Origin of the sequence: Apibacter sp. wkB309 (genome assembly GCF_002964915.1) — a bacterium.
Lineage (GTDB): Bacteria > Bacteroidota > Bacteroidia > Flavobacteriales > Weeksellaceae > Apibacter.
In genome coordinates this window covers 653,266-673,569 of sequence record NZ_PSZL01000022.1, presented here as the reverse complement: position 1 = coordinate 673,569, position 20,304 = coordinate 653,266, and the positions used below count along the sequence as shown (strand labels likewise).

The following is a 20,304-nucleotide window of genomic DNA, read 5'->3' as shown; positions in this document are numbered from 1 at the left end:
TTATTTTAATATTCTGATAATTTGCCATAAATTTTAATTTTTTAATAATTACATTTTTTCGACTAGTGAGTTATATCATATATAAGAGAAAAAAATATGTAGATTTATATTGTTAGATTTGTATATACAAAAAAAAGAAATTAATTTATTTTAAATTATGGAAAACTTAATAAAATCACTAGAGAAACATGGGATCTCAGGTATTAAAGAAATTGTTCACAATCCAACCTATGAACAACTATATCAAGCGGAAATGGATCCTAAAAATGAGGGGTATGAAAAAGGAGAATTAACTACTTCAGGAGCCGTAGCCGTTAAAACAGGAGTTTTCACCGGACGTTCGCCAAAAGACCGATATATTGTAAAAGATTCAGTAACTGAAAATACTATATGGTGGGATGGTAAAATTAATGTACCAACAACTCCACAAACTTTCGATAATCTAAAAGGTTTAGTAGCTAAACAACTATCTAATAAAAAATTGTACGTGGTTGATACTTTTTGTGGAACCAATAAAGATACAAGAATGAAAGTAAGATTTGTTATGGAAGTAGCATGGCAGGCACATTTTGTTACCAATATGTTTATACGTCCATCTCAATACGAACTTGAACACTATGGAGAACCGGATTTCTTTATTATGAACGGATCTAAGGTTACCAATCCAAACTGGAAAGAACAAGGGCTGAATTCAGAAAACTTTGTTATGTTTAATCTTACCCAAAAAGTTCAAATTATTGGAGGAACATGGTATGGAGGAGAGATGAAAAAAGGTATGTTCTCCATGATGAATTATTATTTACCTTTAAAAGGAATGGCCTCTATGCACTGTTCAGCAAATGTTGGAGAAGCCGGAGATGTAGCCATTTACTTTGGTTTATCAGGTACAGGAAAAACTACTCTATCTGCTGATCCGAAGCGTTATCTAATTGGTGATGATGAACACGGATGGGATGATAACGGAGTATTTAACTACGAAGGAGGTTGCTATGCAAAAGTAATTGACCTTTCCGAGGAAAAAGAACCGGATATTTGGAGAGCTATCAGAAGAGATGCTTTATTAGAAAATGTTGTTGTAAAATCAAATGGAGAAGTAGATTTTAAAGATAAATCTATTACAGAAAACACCCGTGTTTCTTATCCTATTTACTATATCAATAAAATTGTTCTTCCATCTAAAGCAGGACATGCTAAAAAAATAATTTATTTATCAGCAGATGCTTTTGGAGTATTGCCTCCGGTTTCCATTTTAGATGAAGAACAAGCACAATATCACTTCCTATGTGGATATACTTCCAAATTAGCAGGAACTGAAAGAGGAATAACAGAACCTCTACCATCTTTCTCACCGGCTTTTGGTGAAGCATTCCTTTCGTTACACCCAACCATGTATTCAAAAACATTGGTTTCTAAAATGAAAAAACATGGAGCTAAAGCGTATTTAGTAAATACCGGATGGAACGGAACAGGAAAACGTATATCTTTAAAAGATACTCGTGCTATTGTAGATGCTATAATTGATGGATCTATTGAGAAAGCAGATACTAACAAAATCCCATATTTAAATCTAACTTTCCCTACTAAATTGCCAAACGTTTCCGATATATTAGACCCAAGAACTACCTATTCTAATGTATCAGAATGGGAAACAAAAGCTAAAGACTTAGCAGCTAAATATATTGCAAACTTTAAGCAATATACGGATACTGAAGAAGGTAAAAAATTAGTAGCAGCAGGACCGAAATTATAAATAACAAACATAATCACATTTTTAAATTCTCTGATTAGTTAGAATCAGAGAATTTTTTTTGAATTAAAAACTGTTAACACTATAAATTGAAAAACGTTGAAATTTGATTTACCTTCAAAATCATTATATAGAAATTTAATGAATAATTCCTAACTTTGACTTCGTATGAAAGATTTATTTGCAGATTTAAACGAAGTTCAAAAACAGGCAGTTAGTACAACAGAAGGCCCCTTAATGATAATAGCAGGTGCAGGTTCAGGAAAGACCAGGGTTTTAACTTACAGGATTGCCCATTTAATAGATAAAGGAGTAGATTCCTTTAATATCCTTGCGCTTACATTTACGAATAAAGCAGCACGAGAAATGAAAGAAAGAATAGCTGCATTAATTGGAGGAACTGAAGCTAAAAATTTATGGATGGGAACATTTCATTCCGTTTTTGCTAGAATTTTACGTGCAGAAGCAAATAAATTAGGGTTTCCTTCTAATTTTACTATTTATGATCAACAAGATTGTCTTAATGTTATAAAAAAAATAATAAATGAACTACAGCTTGATACTGATATATATAAACCCAAACAGGTTTTAGGACGCATATCAAGTTACAAAAATAATTTAATCACGGTTCGTGCATATTTTAATAATCCGGAATTAATTGAAGCAGATACTGCCGCTATGCGACCAAAAATTGGTCACATATATCAAGCCTATGTAGATCGTTGTTTCAAATCGGGAGCGATGGATTTTGATGACCTTTTGCTTCGAACCAATGAATTGCTTACCCGTTTTCCGGAATCCTTAGCAAAATACCAAGACCGTTTTCGCTATATTATGGTGGATGAGTATCAAGATACGAATCATTCTCAATATTTAATTGTAAAAGCACTTGCATCCAGATTTGAAAATATATGTGTGGTAGGAGATGATGCGCAATCTATATATGCATTTAGGGGAGCAAATATTAGAAATATCCTAAATTTCAAAAAAGATTATCCGGATGCAAAAATAATTCCTTTGGAACAAAATTATCGATCCACACAAATTATTGTGGAAGCGGCGAATGAGGTAATTGCCAAAAATAGGGATCAGCTTGAAAAAAATGTATGGACGCAAAATCCTTCAGGAGATAAAATTCCTGTTTATAGAGCTCTCTCGGATGCGGATGAAGCAAATTATGTAGCATCAGAGATATTTTCATTAAAAATGTCTCAACAGAAAAAAAATAAAAATTTTGCCGTACTTTATCGCACCAATGCCCAATCAAGAGCTATAGAAGAAGCCTTACGAAAGAAAAATATATCTTATAAAGTATTTGGAGGACTTTCTTTTTATCAAAGAAAAGAAATTAAGGATCTCTTGGCTTATTTAAGAATATTAGTGAATCCAAAAGATCAGGAAGCACTATTAAGAATTATAAATTATCCTGCCAGAGGTATAGGAGATACAACTGTCAATAAGCTAATTGTAGGAGCAGATCAACAGCAAAAGTCTTTGGATGAAATTCTGGAACAGATTGAGTTTTTAGGAAATTCTTTAGGATTAAACAAGCCAACCATTGATAAATTAGTCAACTTTTGGACTATGATTAAAAGTTTTCAGGTTTTATTGAAGACAGAAGACGTATATGAAGTTGCCATGAAAGTTGCCGTTACCTCAGGAATTCTAAAAACATTAAAAGAAGACGACACACCTGAAGGAATTTCAAGAGTAGAAAATATACAAGAATTATTAAACAGTTTACAAGGATTTGTAGATGAACAAAGACAGTTGGATGAAGGTGATCCTAGTTTGAATTTTTTCCTGGAAAATATAGCTTTGGCTTCAGATTTAGATTCAGGAGAAGAAGACGATGATAAAGTTTCATTAATGACGATCCATTTAGCCAAAGGGTTGGAATTTCCGGTGGTTTTTATAGTTGGTTTAGAAGAAAATTTATTTCCTTCACAAATGTCATTAAATACTCGTCAGGAATTAGAAGAAGAAAGAAGATTATTTTATGTAGCATTAACCAGAGCTGAAGAAAAAGCCTATTTTACATACGCTACTACACGTTTCAGATGGGGTAAAATAGTGGATGGAGAGCCGAGTAGATTTTTGGAGGAAATCAGCGAAAAGCATTTGGAAGTCTTGAATATCAGTTTTACGAATTCGATAAGAAATAATTCGGGATTGAACTCGGATATCTTTGCCGATGATTTTGCACCTAGATATCCTAAAGGACCCAATCCTGTTTATCAGAAGTCGAAAGATCCGATTAAATCACCTCAAAACTTAAAGCCCATATCTAATGCAAAATTAGCAAATCCGGTAGGTGGTTCGGTTGCCAATTTAAAAATAGGAGATCATGTCTTGCATGACCGTTTCGGAAAAGGTACAGTAGTATCTATTGAAGGGGATCCCGAAAATGCTAAAGCACTTATAAATTTTGAAAATGAGGGAGATAAAAAATTATTGTTAAAATTTGCTAAACTCAAAGTTTTAGAATAAATAACTATTTTCAAAAATATATTTAATCTTTTTGCACAAAAAATTCAAACCCCATAAAGACAGAAAAATTAATAATAAAATGTAATAAAGAAAACGGTTGATAAAACCGTTTTATTGTTTAATCGTTTTAAATTATTTCCACTCTATTTAAAGTTGCGGATTTCAATAAAATTTCTATGAATTTTGACTTACCTAATTTTAAGACCTAATATCTAAATAATTCACATTACCTATTCTTATGTCTTTATAAGATATTAAAAATGAATTGTCTAGTATAAAAAAGGATATGATTTTAAAAATTATTTTTTTAATTTTTAAAGGAAATTGAAAAATTGATTTATTTAAACGTTAAAATTTTATATTACTAACAAAAATCATATAATTTTTACTAATTACTATAATATTGTTTTTTATAATTAAAATCGATATAATATATATTATATATATTTTAATATGTTAATTATATTGTTAATTTTTTTTTATATACATAATGTTAAATTTTAAAAGTAAAAATAATATTGGATAATAATTTGTAATTTGGCATAGTAATAGCTATATTGCATGTAAATATTATAATATGAGGAATATTTATACTATATTAAAATCAATCAATTGATTTGATGTAAAGGTTTATTAAACACTCAAAAAAAACTTTATTAACACTTAAAGAGCAATTCAAATGAGCAACGAGAAGTTGACTACTACTGCTGGAAATCCGATAGCTAATAATCAAAAATCATTGACGGCAGGCATAAGAGGTCCGGTTCTAATACAAGATTATCAACTAATTGAAAAATTAGCCAATCAAAATAGAGAACGTATACCGGAACGAGTAGTTCACGCTAAAGGTTGGGGGGCTTTCGGGACCTTTACGGTGACTCATGACATTACCCGCTACACACGGGCAAAAATCTTTTCAGAAATCGGGAAAAAGACCAGGATGTTAGCACGTTTTTCTGTAGTTGCAGGTGAATCAGGAGCATCAGACTTAGATAGGGATGTTAGAGGTTTCGCACTGAAATTTTATACAGAAGAAGGAAATTGGGATATGGTTGGAAATAATACACCGGTATTCTTTATTAGAGACGGTTATAAATTCCCTGATTTTATACACACACAAAAAAGACACCCTAAAACAAATTTAAGATCAAGTGAAGCCATGTGGGACTTCTGGTCATTGACTCCGGAAAGCTTACATCAAGTTACCATATTGATGTCAGACCGAGGTATACCTAAAAGCCCGATGCATATGCATGGATTTAGTTCACATACTTTTTCGTTTTGGAATAATAATGGAGAACGTTTTTGGTTTAAACTTCATTTCAAAACTCAACAAGAGATACAAAACTTAACCAATCAAGAAGCACAAGATATCACCGGTAAAACCAGAGAATATTATCAAGAACAATTGTTTGGGGCAATCGAAAAAGGAGACTTTCCCAGATGGACCGTATATGCTCAAATCATGCCGGAAGAAGATGCCTTAAAAACTCCATACAATCCTTTTGATTTAACTAAAGTATGGCCTCATTCAGACTATCCGTTAATCGAAATTGGAGTAATGGAATTAAATGAAAATCCGAGCAATTATTTTCAATATATTGAAAATGCAGCATTTTCACCTTCCAATATAGTTCCCGGAATATCCTTTTCACCGGACAAAGTTTTACAAGCCAGAATTTTTTCTTATGCTGATGCGCACCGTTATAGATTAGGAACTCATTATGAGTTTTTACCGGCAAATCATCCTTTATCAGAGAACAATCCTTATTATAAAGACGGACAAATGCGTTTTTTTGAAAATTTAAACGAAAATCCGGATGCCTATTATGAGCCAAATTCTAAAAATGGACCGGTTGAAGATCGCTCGTTTCAAGAACCGCCTTATAAAATCCATGGTGATATAAATCGTTTCGAAGAAAATGATACTTATGGTGATTTTAAGCAACCCGGAGATTTATTTAGATTGTTTACGGATGAAGAAAAACAGAGGCTTTTCAATAATATCAAAGATGCTATGCAAGGAGTATCCAGAGAAATAATTGAGAGACAATTGAAATTATTTGATCAAGCAGATCCTGAATACGGAAATGGTGTTAGAAAAGCACTTGGAATTTAAAAATACACTAAAAATTAATATTCACTAATAAACTTTTATTCTGCCGAAATACTATTCGGCAGATTTTCTTTAATATTTTTTATATGGGAAATCCAGAAGTATTATTTCAAGCAATAAGAGATAACAATTTAGATCTTGTAACTGAAATTTTGAAAAAAGATTTATCTCTATTAACTTATAAAGACAGACGCGGTTATAATCCTTTACTTTTAGCTACTTATTATGGTCATGAGGAAATCGTTGATTATTTATTGGAATTTGATTCTAGGGTAGATGAAAAAGATGCTTCGGGTAATACCGCATTAATGGGAGTATGTTTTAAAGGGTTTGATACCATTGCTGATAAATTAATAAATGCAGGCGCAAACGTTAATGAAACTAATTATAGCGGAGCTACTGCACTAATATATGCTGCTTCATTTAATCGGCCTTCTATAGTTAAATTATTATTAGAAAGTGGAGCAGATCCATCGATCGCAGATTTAAGAGGGAATACCCCTGCTATTCATGCAAAAATTCAAGGTTTAAAAGAAATATCCGCTTTATTGGAAAAGATATATTAACTTTATAGATTTAATATATTTATTTTTACTTGTATATCGTTATAATTAATTTATGACGATATGCACTTGTTCATAGAGTTTACAGATAAAAATAAAGTATATAAAATGAGATATTAAAGTTAGTCGGAAGATAAAGATGGAAGAGAAATTAATTAAAATTTTAAATAATAGAGAAGAGCGTAATTTTTTACTGAGTTTACTAAAATACGGTAGAAAAAATTTTGATAACTCTATTGATTTTATAGACTATATTATCAACTTATTACATACGAAGGATTCCATAAAAGAAAAATTTATCGGGCGTCTTATTCCTTTATTCAGGAATATATACATGCAGAAATTTTTAACGGATTTTGGAATATTTACTAATGATAAACTGATATCATTATTTTTCAGACAAATAGGTAATAAAATTTTACCTCAAATTTCTGATGACCAAACGCTCCTCTCATTAGCTAATGAAGTTCTTTATTCTAATGTAAACCATAATTTCATGAAACTGATTCCGCTGGATCGGTGGGAAAAATTTTATGAAGTTTTATTTAACGATGATGTAATTATTTGTAATAGGGGATATGTAATTAAACAAATCAGAGAAGGAGCCCTCATATTAATTGACAGGGTTATAGGTGGTGCTGCGGATACAGAAGTTTTTAAAATGAGTTACATAAGGAATATTGAAGAAAACCCGTTTCAAAAATTAACCAGCAGTCTTATAAAGATATTACAAGATCATGAAATTATAAATCAAGAAAAAATAGATACTTTATCCGATCAAATCAAATTATGTAAAATTTACTTAGATAATATCATTGATCAAAAAGAAAGTAAAGGTATATCTTTACCGATTACGATTAAAGTGACTTGTTTAAGACAACAATTGGATCGTATACTTATACTTTTAAATGCTCTCTATCTACTGGATAATAAATCTTTATCCCTTGCAATGGCTAACATTACTAAAAAATTATTGGGTATATACTCAACAAAAAGTAGTGTTACAAACTCATTTCAAAGTACACTTTATGTAGTTGCTTCTTTAGTAACATGGCACAATAGACAAGCGGGAAAAAAATACATAACCAATACATCAAAAGAGTACATCCAAATGCTTTATTCTGCAATGGGAGGAGGTTTTTTGGTGGCTATCTTATGTTTTATAAAAGCTCAAATTGGCATGCGTACTTATACGCCTTTTATCCAAGCCTTATTGTACAGTCTAAATTATTCCTGGGGATTTGTTTCTATATACCTAATTCATTGGACCTTAGCAACCAAACAACCCGCCATGACAGCGGCTACATTGGCTCATGCTTTAAATCAAGATGAAAAATCTGCCAATGATTATACAGAGTTTGGATTGTTATTTTCAAGAATATTCAGAAGCCAGTTTATCGCTTTTATAGGTAATGTTTTTGCAGCTTTTATTGTTGGCGTAGGATTATATTACTTTTTGTCGTATTTTACAGGAATTCAGCTATTAAACTTGCATAAAGCAACCGATTTTAGAGATGAAGTGGTTCACCTTGATTTTAAAATTTTTTGGTTTGCTTCCATTGCCGGTCTATTTTTGTTTATATCTGGCTTAATATCAGGAATCACAGAAAATTATACCCGTTATCACAATATACCGGAAAGGCTTTATAATCATCCTTTACTTAAACGTTTTGTCAAAGAAAAAAGAAGAAGGAGCTGGGCCAATTGGTATAATAAAAAAATAGGAGGTATCTCGGGAAATGTTTTTTTAGGTTTTTGTTTGGGGAGTGCATTTCTGATCGGTAACTTTTTAGGCGTACCTTTCGATATTCGCCATATTACATTTTCAGGAGGTAATTATGCAATGGCCTTATCATTTTTTAACTTTGATATTTCATGCGGAGACTTTATTTTAGGATTTGTAGGGATTTTCGGGATAGGATTATTTAATTTTCTGGTAAGCTTTTCGTTATCATTATGGGTTGCTATGAAATCCGTTAATGTGCCGACTAAAGAAATGGGAAAAATACTTTATTCTGCTTTAAAATTATTTATAAAAAATCCGGCTCGTTTTTTCTTACCAATAGAATAAAAAAACAACTTTCAGTGATCTTCTGAAAGTTGTTTTTAAATCCATTATCTCTTAGGATTTATTTTATAATACTTATTTTCTTGGAAATTTTTTTACCGTCGTCTAATTGAAAATGTATAAAATATATTCCCGGTTGTGAAATATAAAAGCTATCAGTAGTCAATCCGTTAATAGTTTTAGATTGAATAATCTGTCCCAAATTAGTAAAAATGGTAATTTGTGTAGTATTTGAAGGAAAATCACAAGTAAATTTATATTTAGCCGGATTGGGATATATTTTTACACTTTTTTTATTTAAATCATTATTTTCATCAATAATTTTTTCTGAAAGAGCACGATAAGCATTGATTCTTCCATATCCGTAATATTTATCCCAACCGGGGGTATCCTCTATAGGATTGCCCATTTGATCGTCAGCTGTTTTTTCAATAATAGCTTTAATATCGGCGGGAGTTCTGCGTGAATCTTGAGCCAAAAGTAGAGAAGCTAATCCCACAACATGAGGAGTAGCCTGAGAAGTGCCACTTAAGCAATTATTTAGATTAAATATTGAATTATCATGTATACTGCAAATAACATCTCCGGGAGCTACAACAGAAATATGATTTCCATAATTACTTCCGGTATTCGATGTGCGAAAAAAAGGATTAGAACGGTTAGATTCAGCATTTATAGAACCAACCGCAATAACACCGGGATAGGCTGCGGGATAATTCTCCTGAATGCTATTTTCATTTCCCATAGCTGCTACTACGACCACATTATTTTTTATGGCTTTTTCAATAGCCGTGCTCATTAATTGAGAATAATTTCTACTTCCCAAAGACAAATTTATTACTCTTGCACCATTATCAACGGCGTAATGTATTGCATTGGCAATAGCAGTTGTATACCCGGAACCGTCGTTATCCAAAGTTTTTAGAATCATAAGCTTACAATTCCAATCAATTCCGGCAAATCCCATACCATCATTAGCATTTGCTGCGATAATACCTGCTATATTGGTTGCATGGTCATTGGTGGAAGATAAGTCGTTTGGGTTTTGATTTTCGATAAAATTTTTACCTATATTAGACCAGAATCGGTTTTTAAGTTCCGGATGATTTATATTTAATCCTGTATCAATTATTGCCACAATTATAGAATCGCTCCCTTTTTCAATTTCCCAGGCTTTTTCCATATTTATATCCACACCTGTTTTGGAAGGATAATTATTTATAGCGGTTGAAATCGATCCGTCATTATGCAATCCCCATTGATATTTATAAAACGGATCATTTGGGTGAACAGTTGCAGATTGAACTTGAGTAGTGTAAATATAGTCCGGTTCGGCGTATTCAATTTCTCCGGTTTTATAATATTCTTCAATAATTTTTTTTAAATCAGAATGTTCCGGAAATTCTACGGTGTAAATGGTATTATGGTCTTTTTCGCTCAGTACGATTTTCTCTGCTTTACTCGACGAAAATAATCTATTTATGCCGGATACTTTATTCGCGCGATTCAATTCTCCATGAGAACTATCTTTTAGCTTAACAATAATTTTGTTACCTGTTTGAGCATTTATAAAAAGTAGAGAAAAAAGGTAAAAAAGAACAGCATATTTTTTTTTCATACGGAGTGAATTTTAATTTTTACTTTATATTTTGAGAAATCTCTATTATTACTTGAGTTGCTTTAATCATAGATTCTAATGGTACAAATTCATAAGGTCCGTGAAAATTAAGACCTCCGGCAAATATATTCGGACAAGGCAATCCCATATAGGAAAGTTTCGAACCATCTGTGCCTCCTCTGATTGCTTTAATATTAGGGGTAACTCCAACCTTTTCCATTGCGGTTTTTGCAATGTCAATTATGTACATTTTATCTTCAATTTTTTCCTTCATATTGAAATATTGATCTTCTATTTCAATCTTAAAAGTTCCCTCGCCGTATTTGGAATTAAATTTCGTGCTAACATCCTTCATAAAGGCTTTTCTTGATTCATATTTTTTGAAATCATGATCTCGAATGATATATTGCAATTGAGCTTTTTCAACGTTACCGGTAATTTTTGTCAAATGATAAAATCCTTCATAGCCATCGGTGTTTGCAGGTGTTTCATCTGAAGGCATGGCATTTGCAAATTCAACAGCCAGTAAGCCCGCGTTAATCATTTTTCCTTTAGCAGATCCGGGATGAACACTTTTACCGGTAATCGATATGACAGCTCCTCCGGCATTAAAATTTTCAAATTCCAGCTCGCCAACTTCACCGCCATCTACAGTATACGCCCACTTAGCACCAAATTTTTTTACATCGAACAAATCGGCACCCTTTCCAACTTCTTCATCGGGAGTAAATCCAATGGCTATTCTTCCATGTTTAATTTTGGGATGCTGTAATAAATATTCCGCAGCGGTTACTATTTCTGCAATTCCGGCTTTATCGTCAGCTCCTAGTAAGGTGGTTCCATCGGTAGTAATTAAAGTTTCTCCCATGTGATCTTTAAGCTCAGGAAATTCAGTAATTTTTAATGTAAAACCGGTGACTTCATTTAAAAGTAAATCATTACCATCATAATTCTTCCAAATTTTAGGTTTTACGTTTTCTCCTGAAAAATCCGGTGAAGTATCATAATGAGATATAAATCCCACGGTGGGTATTTCTTGAGAACTGTTTGAAGGAATAAAACCCATAACATAACCGTTTTCATCAATGGAAACATTTTCCAATCCTATGGATTTTAATTCATTGAAAATGTAGTTGGCTATATTCCATTGTCTTTCAGTACTGGGTATTTTTTCTATACCTGCTTCGCTGGTTGAATGAAAGCTAACATATTTTAAGAAACGATTAAGAAGTTTATCTTCCCAATGTGAGGTTAAATTTGTTGACATTATTTAATAGATAGTGATAATTTCATCAAATTTATAAAAAAATATATTTGTTATTAAAAGATTTAATAAATGATATAGATGAACACTTAAACTTTTTATTGGGTCTAAAGGAATTAAATCATTTAATTAGTTATATTTTTAATTAAAATCATTAGATTTTAATTTAAATGAAAACCAATAGTTCCTAAAATTTAGTATAAAATATAAAAAATAATATAAATACTCACGTTGTAAATAATTTTACTTTAATGGAGTAAATATATTTTTTTAAGAAATATTATTTAGAAAATGACCGAAGAAATCCTTTTTAGTTTTTAAATATTCTAAATTTTCTTTTTCCGGATTAATTTCAAGAGGGATTCTATGAACTAATTTAATCGAACTATCTTTTATAAATGATATCTTTTCCGGATTATTAGTTAATAAATTTACAGATTGAATACCTAAGTCCTCCAAAATTTCCACGGCAATTTTAAAATCTCTTGCATCGGCAGGAAATCCTAATTCAATATTAGCTTCAGCAGTATTGAGTCCTTTGTCTTGAAGATTGTATGCTTTAAGTTTATTAATAATTCCGATATTTCGACCTTCCTGTCTTAAATAAAGGAGAACCCCTCCATTTTCATGGATATATTTCATGGCAGCATCTAATTGCTTTCCACAATCACATCGTTTCGAATGAAATAAGTCTCCTGTAATGCATTCAGAATGTATACGAATATTTACGGTTTTTCTTAAATCCGTATTTTTACTGATCATTGCCAGATGAGGCATCCAATCGTTTTCATTGTCCGAATATGCTATTATTTTGAATTCTCCCCATTCGGTGGGTAAATTAGCTTCCGCTTGTCTTTTCATCTTCATTATTTACAAATAGCAAAATTAATACAATTATTGATATGTGAAATTGGCAGTATTCATGAACTTTATTTAGGATAAATCTAAATGAGTAACTATATAGCAATCAATTTTTAACCTAAAAGCAGTATCTTTGTAAGTACAAATAAATTAATTTATGACAAAAATTTTAATTGTTGAGGATGAGGAAACTATACGAAGAGTTTTAAAAAACATACTGCTTGAAGAAAATAAAAAATTTGAGATTGATGAGGCTAAAGATGGATTGGAAGCTAAGCAATTAATTGACAAGAATGAATATGACCTCGTAATTTGTGATATCAAAATGCCAAAGATGGACGGTGAGGAATTATTATGTCAGGTCATGAAAGAAAAACCTTTATTGCCCTTTATTATGATTTCGGGACACGGTACTATTGAAATTGCAGTTGATTGTATTAAAAAAGGGGCTTTTGATTATATTCCTAAACCCCCGGATTTAGGCAGGTTATTAAGTGCAGTAAGAAACGCATTGGATAAGAAAAATTTGATCACTGAAAACCAAAAGTTATTTTCTCAGAATAAAATACTAAAGAAGAAAGTAAGCAAGAAGTATGAAATGATCGGAAATTCTAAAAAGCTAAACGAAATTAAAGAAATAATTGATAAAATAGCTGCAAAAGATGCCAAGGTATTAATTACCGGTCCCAATGGTACAGGTAAAGAATTGGTAGCTCATTCCATACATGAAAAAAGTGATCGAGCCGCAATGACTATCGTCGAAGTAAATTGCGCTGCTATCCCTTCTGAATTAATTGAAAGCGAACTTTTCGGTCATATGAAAGGATCTTTTACGGGAGCAGTAAAAGATAAGCAAGGTAAATTTGAATTAGCAGACAAAGGAACCCTGTTTTTGGATGAAATAGGTGATATGAGTTTATCAGCTCAGGCAAAAGTTTTAAGAGCTTTACAAGAGGGAAAAGTTAGCAGAGTGGGTAGTGATAATGAAATTTCTGTAGATGTTCGTGTAATTGCTGCAACGAACAAAAATTTAAAAGAAGAAATTAAACAAGGACGATTCAGAGAAGATTTGTATCATAGATTGTCTGTTATTGAACTAAAAGTTCCTGCATTGAAAGACAGAATTGAAGACATCCCTCTGTTAATTGAACATTTTTCAGGAATTATTGCAGAAGAACAGGGTTCTAAAGTTAAAAAGTTTGATAAAGAAGCTATTGAATTATTAAAAACTTTTGAATGGACCGGAAATATCCGAGAATTAAGGAATGTTGTGGAGAGATTAATTATTTTGGGAGGAGATACAATCACTAAACAAGATGTTATAAATTTTTGTTAATACTAATCCAGCTAAAAAGACTTTTATTTTATAAAATCTATAATTTTATTTTCTTTTACTAATTTTAAATTGTATAATATAAATTAAAATATATTTATATAAATATATTCAATAGGGCTAAATATTGAATTATTTATGTTATTTTAAATAATTATTTGGTTTTAATTAATTGTAGATAATAGTACTATAAATTAAATACATTTTACCATAATTTAACATATATTTATTATATGGAGTAAATATGTTATAAAGCCGTAAATGCTGAATGTAGAAATCTATTATAAATTTTTTAAATTTGCAAAATTTTAAAAGTAAAACCCTATTTAATTTAAAATTCAGCCGGAACTCATTTTGAAGTATTTAAACCAATGATTGAAAAATATATACATTAATTTCGGTTTAATAAAAACTGATTTTAAGTACACACATACCTATCATAAGGTTTTTATTTTAATAAAGTTCATCGGTGGCATTAAAAATATATTTATACGATACTTAATGAAAAATGGAATTATCATTTTGGATTTCGGTTCCCAATATAATCAATTGATTGGACGTCGAATCCGCGAATTTGGTGTATACTCTGAAATTTTACCCTATTATACTCCATTAGAAGAAATATTATCACATCGACCTAAAGGAATTATACTTTCCGGAGGTCCTTCGTCCGTAAATTCAAAGGATGCTCATTTGGTTGAAAAGGAACTATACGAGCAAAATATACCGGTTTTGGGAATTTGCTACGGTATGCAGGTTACGGCTAAAATTTTAGGAGGCGAAGTATCGGAAGGAATAAAAGGAGAGTATGGGAAATCTGATTTTAAAATTGTTAAGAATACTCCGTTACTGACTAATTTACCTGAAAACTCTACAGTATGGATGAGTCATTTCGATGAAGTAACTAAATTACCCGAAGGTTTTGAACTTATTGGAACATCCACTAATTCTATAGCATGTATTGCTCATGAAAATAAAAAAATATATGCTGTTCAATTTCATCCTGAGGTTTCCCATAGTGACTATGGAGAGCATATATTAAGAAATTTTGTTTTTGATATTTGTCAATGCAGTAAAAACTGGGAAATTTCTGATTTTATAGAAACAGAAATCAGAAATATCCGAGAGAAAGTTGGCAGCAAAAAAGTAATGCTCGGTCTATCAGGAGGGGTGGATTCTTCCGTTGCAGCTGTTTTAATACATAAAGCCATAGGAAATCAACTTACCTGTATTTTTGTAGATACGGGCTTATTGCGTAAAAATGAAGGAGACAAGGTGATGAAAGTGTACGGAGAGCATTTCCATATGAATATAAAAAGAGTAAATGCGGAAGAAAGATTTTTCTTTAAACTTAAAGGTGTAGATGAGCCGGAAAGAAAAAGAAAAATTATAGGCAATGAATTTATACGAGTTTTTGAAGAAGAAGCATTTAAAATGGAAAATATAGATTTCCTTGCTCAAGGAACTATATATCCCGATGTAATAGAATCTAAATCTATAAAAGGACCTTCAGCAGTAATTAAATCACATCATAATGTAGGCGGATTACCCGATGAACTTAATCTACAATTACTAGAACCTTTGCGAGAATTATTTAAAGATGAAGTTAGAAAAGTGGGTATTGAATTAGGCATTCCAAAAGAATTGGTATACCGTCATCCATTCCCCGGACCCGGTTTGGGAATACGCGTGATAGGTGAAGTTGATGAAGAAAAAGTAAAAATTTTACAAGAAGCAGATGATATATTTATAGAGGAATTAAATAAACACGATTTATATGATAAAGTAAGTCAGGCATTTGTAGTTCTTTTACCCGTAAAATCGGTTGGAGTTATGGGGGATGAAAGGACATATGAATATACAGCAGTGATACGCTCAGCCAATACTGTAGACTTTATGACGGCTACTTGGTCAAAATTCCCTTACGAATTTTTAGAATTGGTTTCTAATCGTATTATCAATGAAGTTAAAGGTATAAATCGCGTGGCCTATGATATTTCTTCTAAACCACCGGCTACTATTGAATGGGAATAATAAAATAATAGATATAAAAAAACATCCTGAATTAATTCAATTCAGGACGTTTTTTATTTTAACATTTCATGCATAAATGGACAAGATAACTAAATGTTCATATTTTTATAATTAAATATAATGTTTATTGATATATTTGTATATAGTAAATAAAATGGCATGTTACATAAAGAATCTATAAATTTTCTATCAGAATTAACTAAAAATAATAATAGAGAATGGTTTGCTGAAAATAAAGACTGGTATGAAAATTCACGCAAAGATTTTGAGCAATTAGTGACTGAGCTGCTTCAATCAATTTCTCAATTTGATATCCAAACTAAATATTTAAATCCAAAAAAATGTATATTCAGGATTTATAGAGATATACGATTTTCTAAAGACAAAACTCCTTATAAAACGCATTTTGGTGCGGTATTCAATGAAAAAAAAGGATCAGGATTTTATATACACATACAACCGAATAATAATTTTCTAAGCTGTGGATTTTATGACTTAACTCCAAAACAATTAAAGAGCGTTCGAAAAGGTATTGAAGAAAATTTTGAAGAATTTAAATCGATTCTATCTGAAAGCAAATTCAAAAAAGAAATTGGCGATTTATCCAGAGATTCCGATGTTTTAAAAAGAGTACCTGTAGGATTTGATATAGAAAGCCCTGCAGTTGAATATTTGAAATTAAAACGATTTTATGTAACCAAACCCTTCGCCCAAGAAAAATTATTTACTAAAAGCTTTATAGAATATGCTACGAATCTATATAAAATTATGCATCCGATTTACGAATTTTTAGAAGAATTCGCCCACGAATAAATCCAATTAAGGTATAATGATTGATGATTAATTCATTATGATGGAAAAAAAATCTTATACCTCAGAAAAACATTATGTTCATAAGATCGGTTGGTTGCGTGCAGCAGTTTTAGGAGCAAATGACGGTATACTTTCTACAACCAGTTTAGTAATAGGAGTTGCAGCAGCTAGTACCAATAGAGAATTTATTATTTTATCTGCCGTATCGGGTATAATTGCCGGAGCCATGTCTATGGCTTCAGGAGAATATGTTTCGGTGAGTTCCCAGGAGGACATTGAAAAATCGGATTTAATCAGAGAGCAAAGAGAATTAGATGCGACACCTGAGGTAGAATTACAAGAACTAGCTAAAATTTATCAAAAACGGGGATTAGATAAGGAACTATCAATTAAAGTAGCTGAACAACTTACAAATCATAATGCGTTAGCAGCCCATGCAAGGGATGAGCTGGGAATTAATGAAATATCTAAAGCTCGTCCTTTACAAGCAGCTTTAGCATCCTTATTTTCTTTTTTATCGGGTGGAATTTTACCTTTACTTCTGTCGATTTTTGCACCTCTCACTCATATGGTTTTAATGCAATATTTATTTTCAATTATCTTTCTTATTATACTTGGAGCCATATCTGCAAAGACCGGAGGGTATAGCATGCTAAAAGGAATGTTCAAAATTGCTTTTTGGGGCACTCTTTCAATGGGTTTAGCAGCCTTAGTTGGACATCTTTTTGGCGTTCAAGTCGGATAGTATAAATTCATAAGAGTTAATCTGTTAAATTGTTTTTATCTAATGGAATGTTTCAGAAATCAAATGTATTACCTGTATTTTAGTTAAGGTACAATTAAACCTTTAAATCATTAATGATTACAATAAATACTAACTAAAAATAATATGGAATGATTCAATTTATAGAAAATATATATACACATAAATTTAAAAGCCACGATTATATAACGAAATAGGCTAAAAAAGGTTAAAATAGTAAACAATTATTTATATTTGAAAAAAATTTCCGAGTTGAATTTTACCTGGTTTATATCCAAAAAAATAGCTTTATCAAAAAGTAATAAAAATAATCTTTCGCAAACCATCATTCGTATCGGTCAAACGGCTATTGCAATAGGTATCGTAGTATCTGTTTTAACTATGGCTATAGGGCTTGGATCTAAAAAAGCCATTAAACAAAAAATGGCTGATTTCAACGGTCATATCACCATTAGAAGTTACGACAGTAACAATTCATTCAACAGTTCCAAACTAAATAGAAAAAATGTACAGCTTGAAAAAATAAAAGATAACCCGGAGGTTTCCAATATTCAGGAATATGCTACCCGAAGCGGCGTAATTAGAACAGATATAAGTTTTGCCGGGGTTATTTTAAAAGGAGTTTCAGAAGATTTTGACCGCAAACGATTTAAAGAGTTCATGATTAAAGGGGAAATTCCCAAATATTCTAAAAATTCGATAAGTAATGAGGTGATATTGTCCGAAAAAATTGCCAAAGAAATGAAGCTGGATATTGATTCAACCTTTGTCATGTTTTTTGTAAGAGAAAATCAAACACCTATTTACAGACGATTTACGTTGAAAGGGGTTTTCAGGACAGACATAAAACAAATAGATGATGTCTTTTTGATAGGAGATATACAGCATATCCAAAAATTAAATCATTGGAACGGAGATGATATAGGAGGATATGATATTTTTATAAAAGATATTGAAGATTTAGACACGGTTTTCCCTAAAATTGAAGAATGTGCCGGATTTAATAATTATGCAGAAAAGGCAACAACAACATTTTCACAAATCAATGATTGGATACGTATTTTTGATACCAATATTTTCATAATTATGTCGATTATGATGGTTGTAGTTGTCATCAATATTATCATGGTTCTTCTTATTTTGATAATTGAGCGAACCAATTCAATAGGAATGTTAAAAACGTTGGGAGCATCAAATAAACAAATTAGAAAAATTTTTATAAATTATACTCTTTTCATAATGATTCCGGGATTGTTGGTGGGAAATTGTATTGCTATTGCATTGTTATATATTCAAAAGTATTTTGAGGTTATAAAACTGAATCCTGATAATTACTATGTAAGTTCAGTACCGGTTTACATAAATTTCTTTTATATTTTTATTATATCTTTGGTTTCTTTAGTTATTAGCGGAATAGTATTACTTTTACCTTCTTATTTAATAACTAAAATATCTCCTATAAAGGCTATAAAATTTCAATAAATATGTTAATTAAGAAGAAAATAAAAGTAAGTATAAGCGGTTTATTATCTTCACTTTTGTTGCAATTTTTCATATTTCAAGTTATAAAATTGAGTTTAAATCCGACCGATAGTTGGTATTGTCGTTTTATAATAAAAGTAAAGTTTTTTTTAAATTCAATATTCGGAAATATTTCAATTTCAATAGGAGATATATTTTATATAATTTTAGCCGTATTTATCTTAGCATGTTTGATACAAGCATTCGTTTTTTTTATACAAAAGAAGAAAGAAAAAATAACAGCATGTTTTATAAAGATCTTACTTCTTTTAAACATTTTATATGGATGGTTTATGTTGTCTTTTGGGCTTTTATACAATTATAGAAATTTCTCTCAATATGAAAATTCTCAAGAAAAATTATTTCTAATTGATTATAAAATTGTTGCGGGACATTTGTTGAATGAATGTGTTAAGTTAAAGGAAGAGGTTTCCAACAATAAAAAAGGAGAATTTACGGTCAACCGTGAAAAAATGATTCAAATAATTAATCAAGAACAAAGTGCTTTTTATGGTATTCCGAGACAAAGCGAAAACGTTAAAAAATCAATCTTTAATCCCATTTTAATTAAATTGGGAATACTGGGATATTATAATCCATTTACAGGAGAAGCTCAAGTTGCTGAAGGAATTCCCGATACATCGATCCCCTTTACCATAGCACATGAAATGGGACATCAGGTAGGAGTAGCCAGAGAAGATGAAGCAAACTTTTATTCCTTTTATATGGGAGAATCTTCACCTAATAAAGATTTTCAATATAGTGTTAAATATAAAGCGTTAAATTATCTATTGCGAGAGATCTATGTAAATGATTCTGCATTTGTGCATTTACTTTTAAGAAATTATTCGGAAGGAATGAAATTGGATCGAGAAAAAGAAAAAAAATATTATCTGGGAATGTCAGGGTTAGGATCAGATGTATTTTCTTATATGAATAATATATACCTTAAATCAAATTCGCAAAAAGAGGGAATTATTGCTTATAATCTTGTATCACAAATGATTGTCAGCTATTACAAAAAACAATATCCTTCCTTGTTTTTAAAAGAAAACCCTTTAATTCAATAAAATAAAAATTAAGAGTAGCAATAGTATATAGTTATATAAATTT

Annotated in this window: 14 protein-coding genes; 11 read left to right on the top strand and 3 right to left on the bottom strand. The window is 30.8% G+C overall.

Annotation, left to right across the window (positions count from 1 at the left end):
* Positions 1-157: 157 nt before the first annotated feature.
* The 5 genes from pckA to C4S75_RS08845 all read left to right on the top strand — a co-directional run bounded on the left by pckA (position 158) and on the right by C4S75_RS08845 (position 8,987).
* Positions 158-1,750: a phosphoenolpyruvate carboxykinase (ATP) gene (pckA, locus tag C4S75_RS08865; RefSeq protein WP_105297935.1), complete on the top strand. Its 1,593-nt coding sequence runs from the start codon at positions 158-160 to the stop codon at positions 1,748-1,750.
* Positions 1,751-1,915: 165 nt separating this feature from the next.
* Positions 1,916-4,237 carry an ATP-dependent helicase gene (locus C4S75_RS08860; RefSeq protein WP_105297934.1) on the top strand — a complete coding sequence of 774 codons (2,322 nt, stop codon included), beginning with the start codon at positions 1,916-1,918 and terminating at the stop codon, positions 4,235-4,237.
* Positions 4,238-4,916: 679 nt separating this feature from the next.
* Positions 4,917-6,356 (top strand): catalase, encoded by a 1,440-nt coding sequence (locus C4S75_RS08855; protein WP_105297933.1) that lies wholly within the window; start codon positions 4,917-4,919, stop codon positions 6,354-6,356.
* Positions 6,357-6,439: 83 nt separating this feature from the next.
* Positions 6,440-6,919, top strand: coding sequence for an ankyrin repeat domain-containing protein (locus tag C4S75_RS08850; RefSeq protein WP_105297932.1), 480 nt, complete (start codon positions 6,440-6,442; stop codon positions 6,917-6,919).
* Positions 6,920-7,055: 136 nt separating this feature from the next.
* The gene (locus tag C4S75_RS08845; protein ID WP_105297931.1) at positions 7,056-8,987 is read left to right on the top strand and encodes a site-specific recombinase Gcr; all 1,932 of its coding nucleotides are present in this window, start codon (positions 7,056-7,058) and stop codon (positions 8,985-8,987) included.
* Positions 8,988-9,045: 58 nt separating this feature from the next.
* On the opposite strand, the gene C4S75_RS08840 is transcribed toward C4S75_RS08845, so the two are convergent.
* The 3 genes from C4S75_RS08840 to ribA form a co-directional block, all read right to left on the bottom strand.
* Complete coding sequence (locus C4S75_RS08840; protein ID WP_105297930.1) at positions 9,046-10,602, bottom strand: S8 family serine peptidase; 1,557 nt, start codon at positions 10,600-10,602, stop codon at positions 9,046-9,048.
* A 19-nt stretch (positions 10,603-10,621) separates the two neighbouring features.
* A complete protein-coding gene (pepT, locus tag C4S75_RS08835) occupies positions 10,622-11,869 on the bottom strand; it encodes a peptidase T (protein WP_105297929.1) in 1,248 nt (415 codons plus the stop codon).
* 267 nt (positions 11,870-12,136) lie between these two features.
* Positions 12,137-12,727 (bottom strand): GTP cyclohydrolase II, encoded by a 591-nt coding sequence (gene ribA, locus C4S75_RS08830; protein WP_105297928.1) that lies wholly within the window; start codon positions 12,725-12,727, stop codon positions 12,137-12,139.
* Positions 12,728-12,884: 157 nt separating this feature from the next.
* Here ribA and C4S75_RS08825 point away from each other — a divergent pair, with 157 nt between their 5' ends.
* The 6 genes from C4S75_RS08825 to C4S75_RS08800 all read left to right on the top strand — a co-directional run bounded on the left by C4S75_RS08825 (position 12,885) and on the right by C4S75_RS08800 (position 20,261).
* The gene (locus C4S75_RS08825; RefSeq protein ID WP_105297927.1) at positions 12,885-14,063 is read left to right on the top strand and encodes a sigma-54 dependent transcriptional regulator; all 1,179 of its coding nucleotides are present in this window, start codon (positions 12,885-12,887) and stop codon (positions 14,061-14,063) included.
* 498 nt (positions 14,064-14,561) lie between these two features.
* Positions 14,562-16,094: a glutamine-hydrolyzing GMP synthase gene (gene guaA, locus C4S75_RS08820; protein WP_105297926.1), complete on the top strand. Its 1,533-nt coding sequence runs from the start codon at positions 14,562-14,564 to the stop codon at positions 16,092-16,094.
* Positions 16,095-16,253: 159 nt separating this feature from the next.
* Positions 16,254-16,907 (top strand): DUF2461 domain-containing protein, encoded by a 654-nt coding sequence (locus C4S75_RS08815; RefSeq protein WP_105297925.1) that lies wholly within the window; start codon positions 16,254-16,256, stop codon positions 16,905-16,907.
* A gap of 40 nt (positions 16,908-16,947) precedes the next feature.
* Positions 16,948-17,652 carry a VIT family protein gene (locus C4S75_RS08810; RefSeq protein ID WP_105297924.1) on the top strand — a complete coding sequence of 235 codons (705 nt, stop codon included), beginning with the start codon at positions 16,948-16,950 and terminating at the stop codon, positions 17,650-17,652.
* Positions 17,653-17,922: 270 nt separating this feature from the next.
* The gene (locus C4S75_RS08805) at positions 17,923-19,152 is read left to right on the top strand and encodes an FtsX-like permease family protein (protein ID WP_105298155.1); all 1,230 of its coding nucleotides are present in this window, start codon (positions 17,923-17,925) and stop codon (positions 19,150-19,152) included.
* Positions 19,153-19,154: 2 nt separating this feature from the next.
* Positions 19,155-20,261, top strand: a complete 1,107-nt coding sequence (locus tag C4S75_RS08800; RefSeq protein WP_105297923.1) for a DUF3810 family protein — start codon at positions 19,155-19,157, stop codon at positions 20,259-20,261.
* Positions 20,262-20,304: the final 43 nt, after the last annotated feature.

What these genes read in the sequence shown, in the direction of transcription:
- pckA (WP_105297935.1), top strand. Translation starts at nt 158, where the DNA reads ATGGAAAACTTAATAAAATCACTAGAGAAACATGGGATCTCAGGTATT.
- C4S75_RS08860 (WP_105297934.1), top strand. Translation starts at nt 1,916, where the DNA reads ATGAAAGATTTATTTGCAGATTTAAACGAAGTTCAAAAACAGGCAGTT.
- C4S75_RS08855 (WP_105297933.1), top strand. Translation starts at nt 4,917, where the DNA reads ATGAGCAACGAGAAGTTGACTACTACTGCTGGAAATCCGATAGCTAAT.
- C4S75_RS08850 (WP_105297932.1), top strand. Translation starts at nt 6,440, where the DNA reads ATGGGAAATCCAGAAGTATTATTTCAAGCAATAAGAGATAACAATTTA.
- C4S75_RS08845 (WP_105297931.1), top strand. Translation starts at nt 7,056, where the DNA reads ATGGAAGAGAAATTAATTAAAATTTTAAATAATAGAGAAGAGCGTAAT.
- C4S75_RS08840 (WP_105297930.1), bottom strand. Translation starts at nt 10,602, where the DNA reads ATGAAAAAAAAATATGCTGTTCTTTTTTACCTTTTTTCTCTACTTTTT.
- pepT (WP_105297929.1), bottom strand. Translation starts at nt 11,869, where the DNA reads ATGTCAACAAATTTAACCTCACATTGGGAAGATAAACTTCTTAATCGT.
- ribA (WP_105297928.1), bottom strand. Translation starts at nt 12,727, where the DNA reads ATGAAAAGACAAGCGGAAGCTAATTTACCCACCGAATGGGGAGAATTC.
- C4S75_RS08825 (WP_105297927.1), top strand. Translation starts at nt 12,885, where the DNA reads ATGACAAAAATTTTAATTGTTGAGGATGAGGAAACTATACGAAGAGTT.
- guaA (WP_105297926.1), top strand. Translation starts at nt 14,562, where the DNA reads ATGAAAAATGGAATTATCATTTTGGATTTCGGTTCCCAATATAATCAA.
- C4S75_RS08815 (WP_105297925.1), top strand. Translation starts at nt 16,254, where the DNA reads ATGTTACATAAAGAATCTATAAATTTTCTATCAGAATTAACTAAAAAT.
- C4S75_RS08810 (WP_105297924.1), top strand. Translation starts at nt 16,948, where the DNA reads ATGGAAAAAAAATCTTATACCTCAGAAAAACATTATGTTCATAAGATC.
- C4S75_RS08800 (WP_105297923.1), top strand. Translation starts at nt 19,155, where the DNA reads ATGTTAATTAAGAAGAAAATAAAAGTAAGTATAAGCGGTTTATTATCT.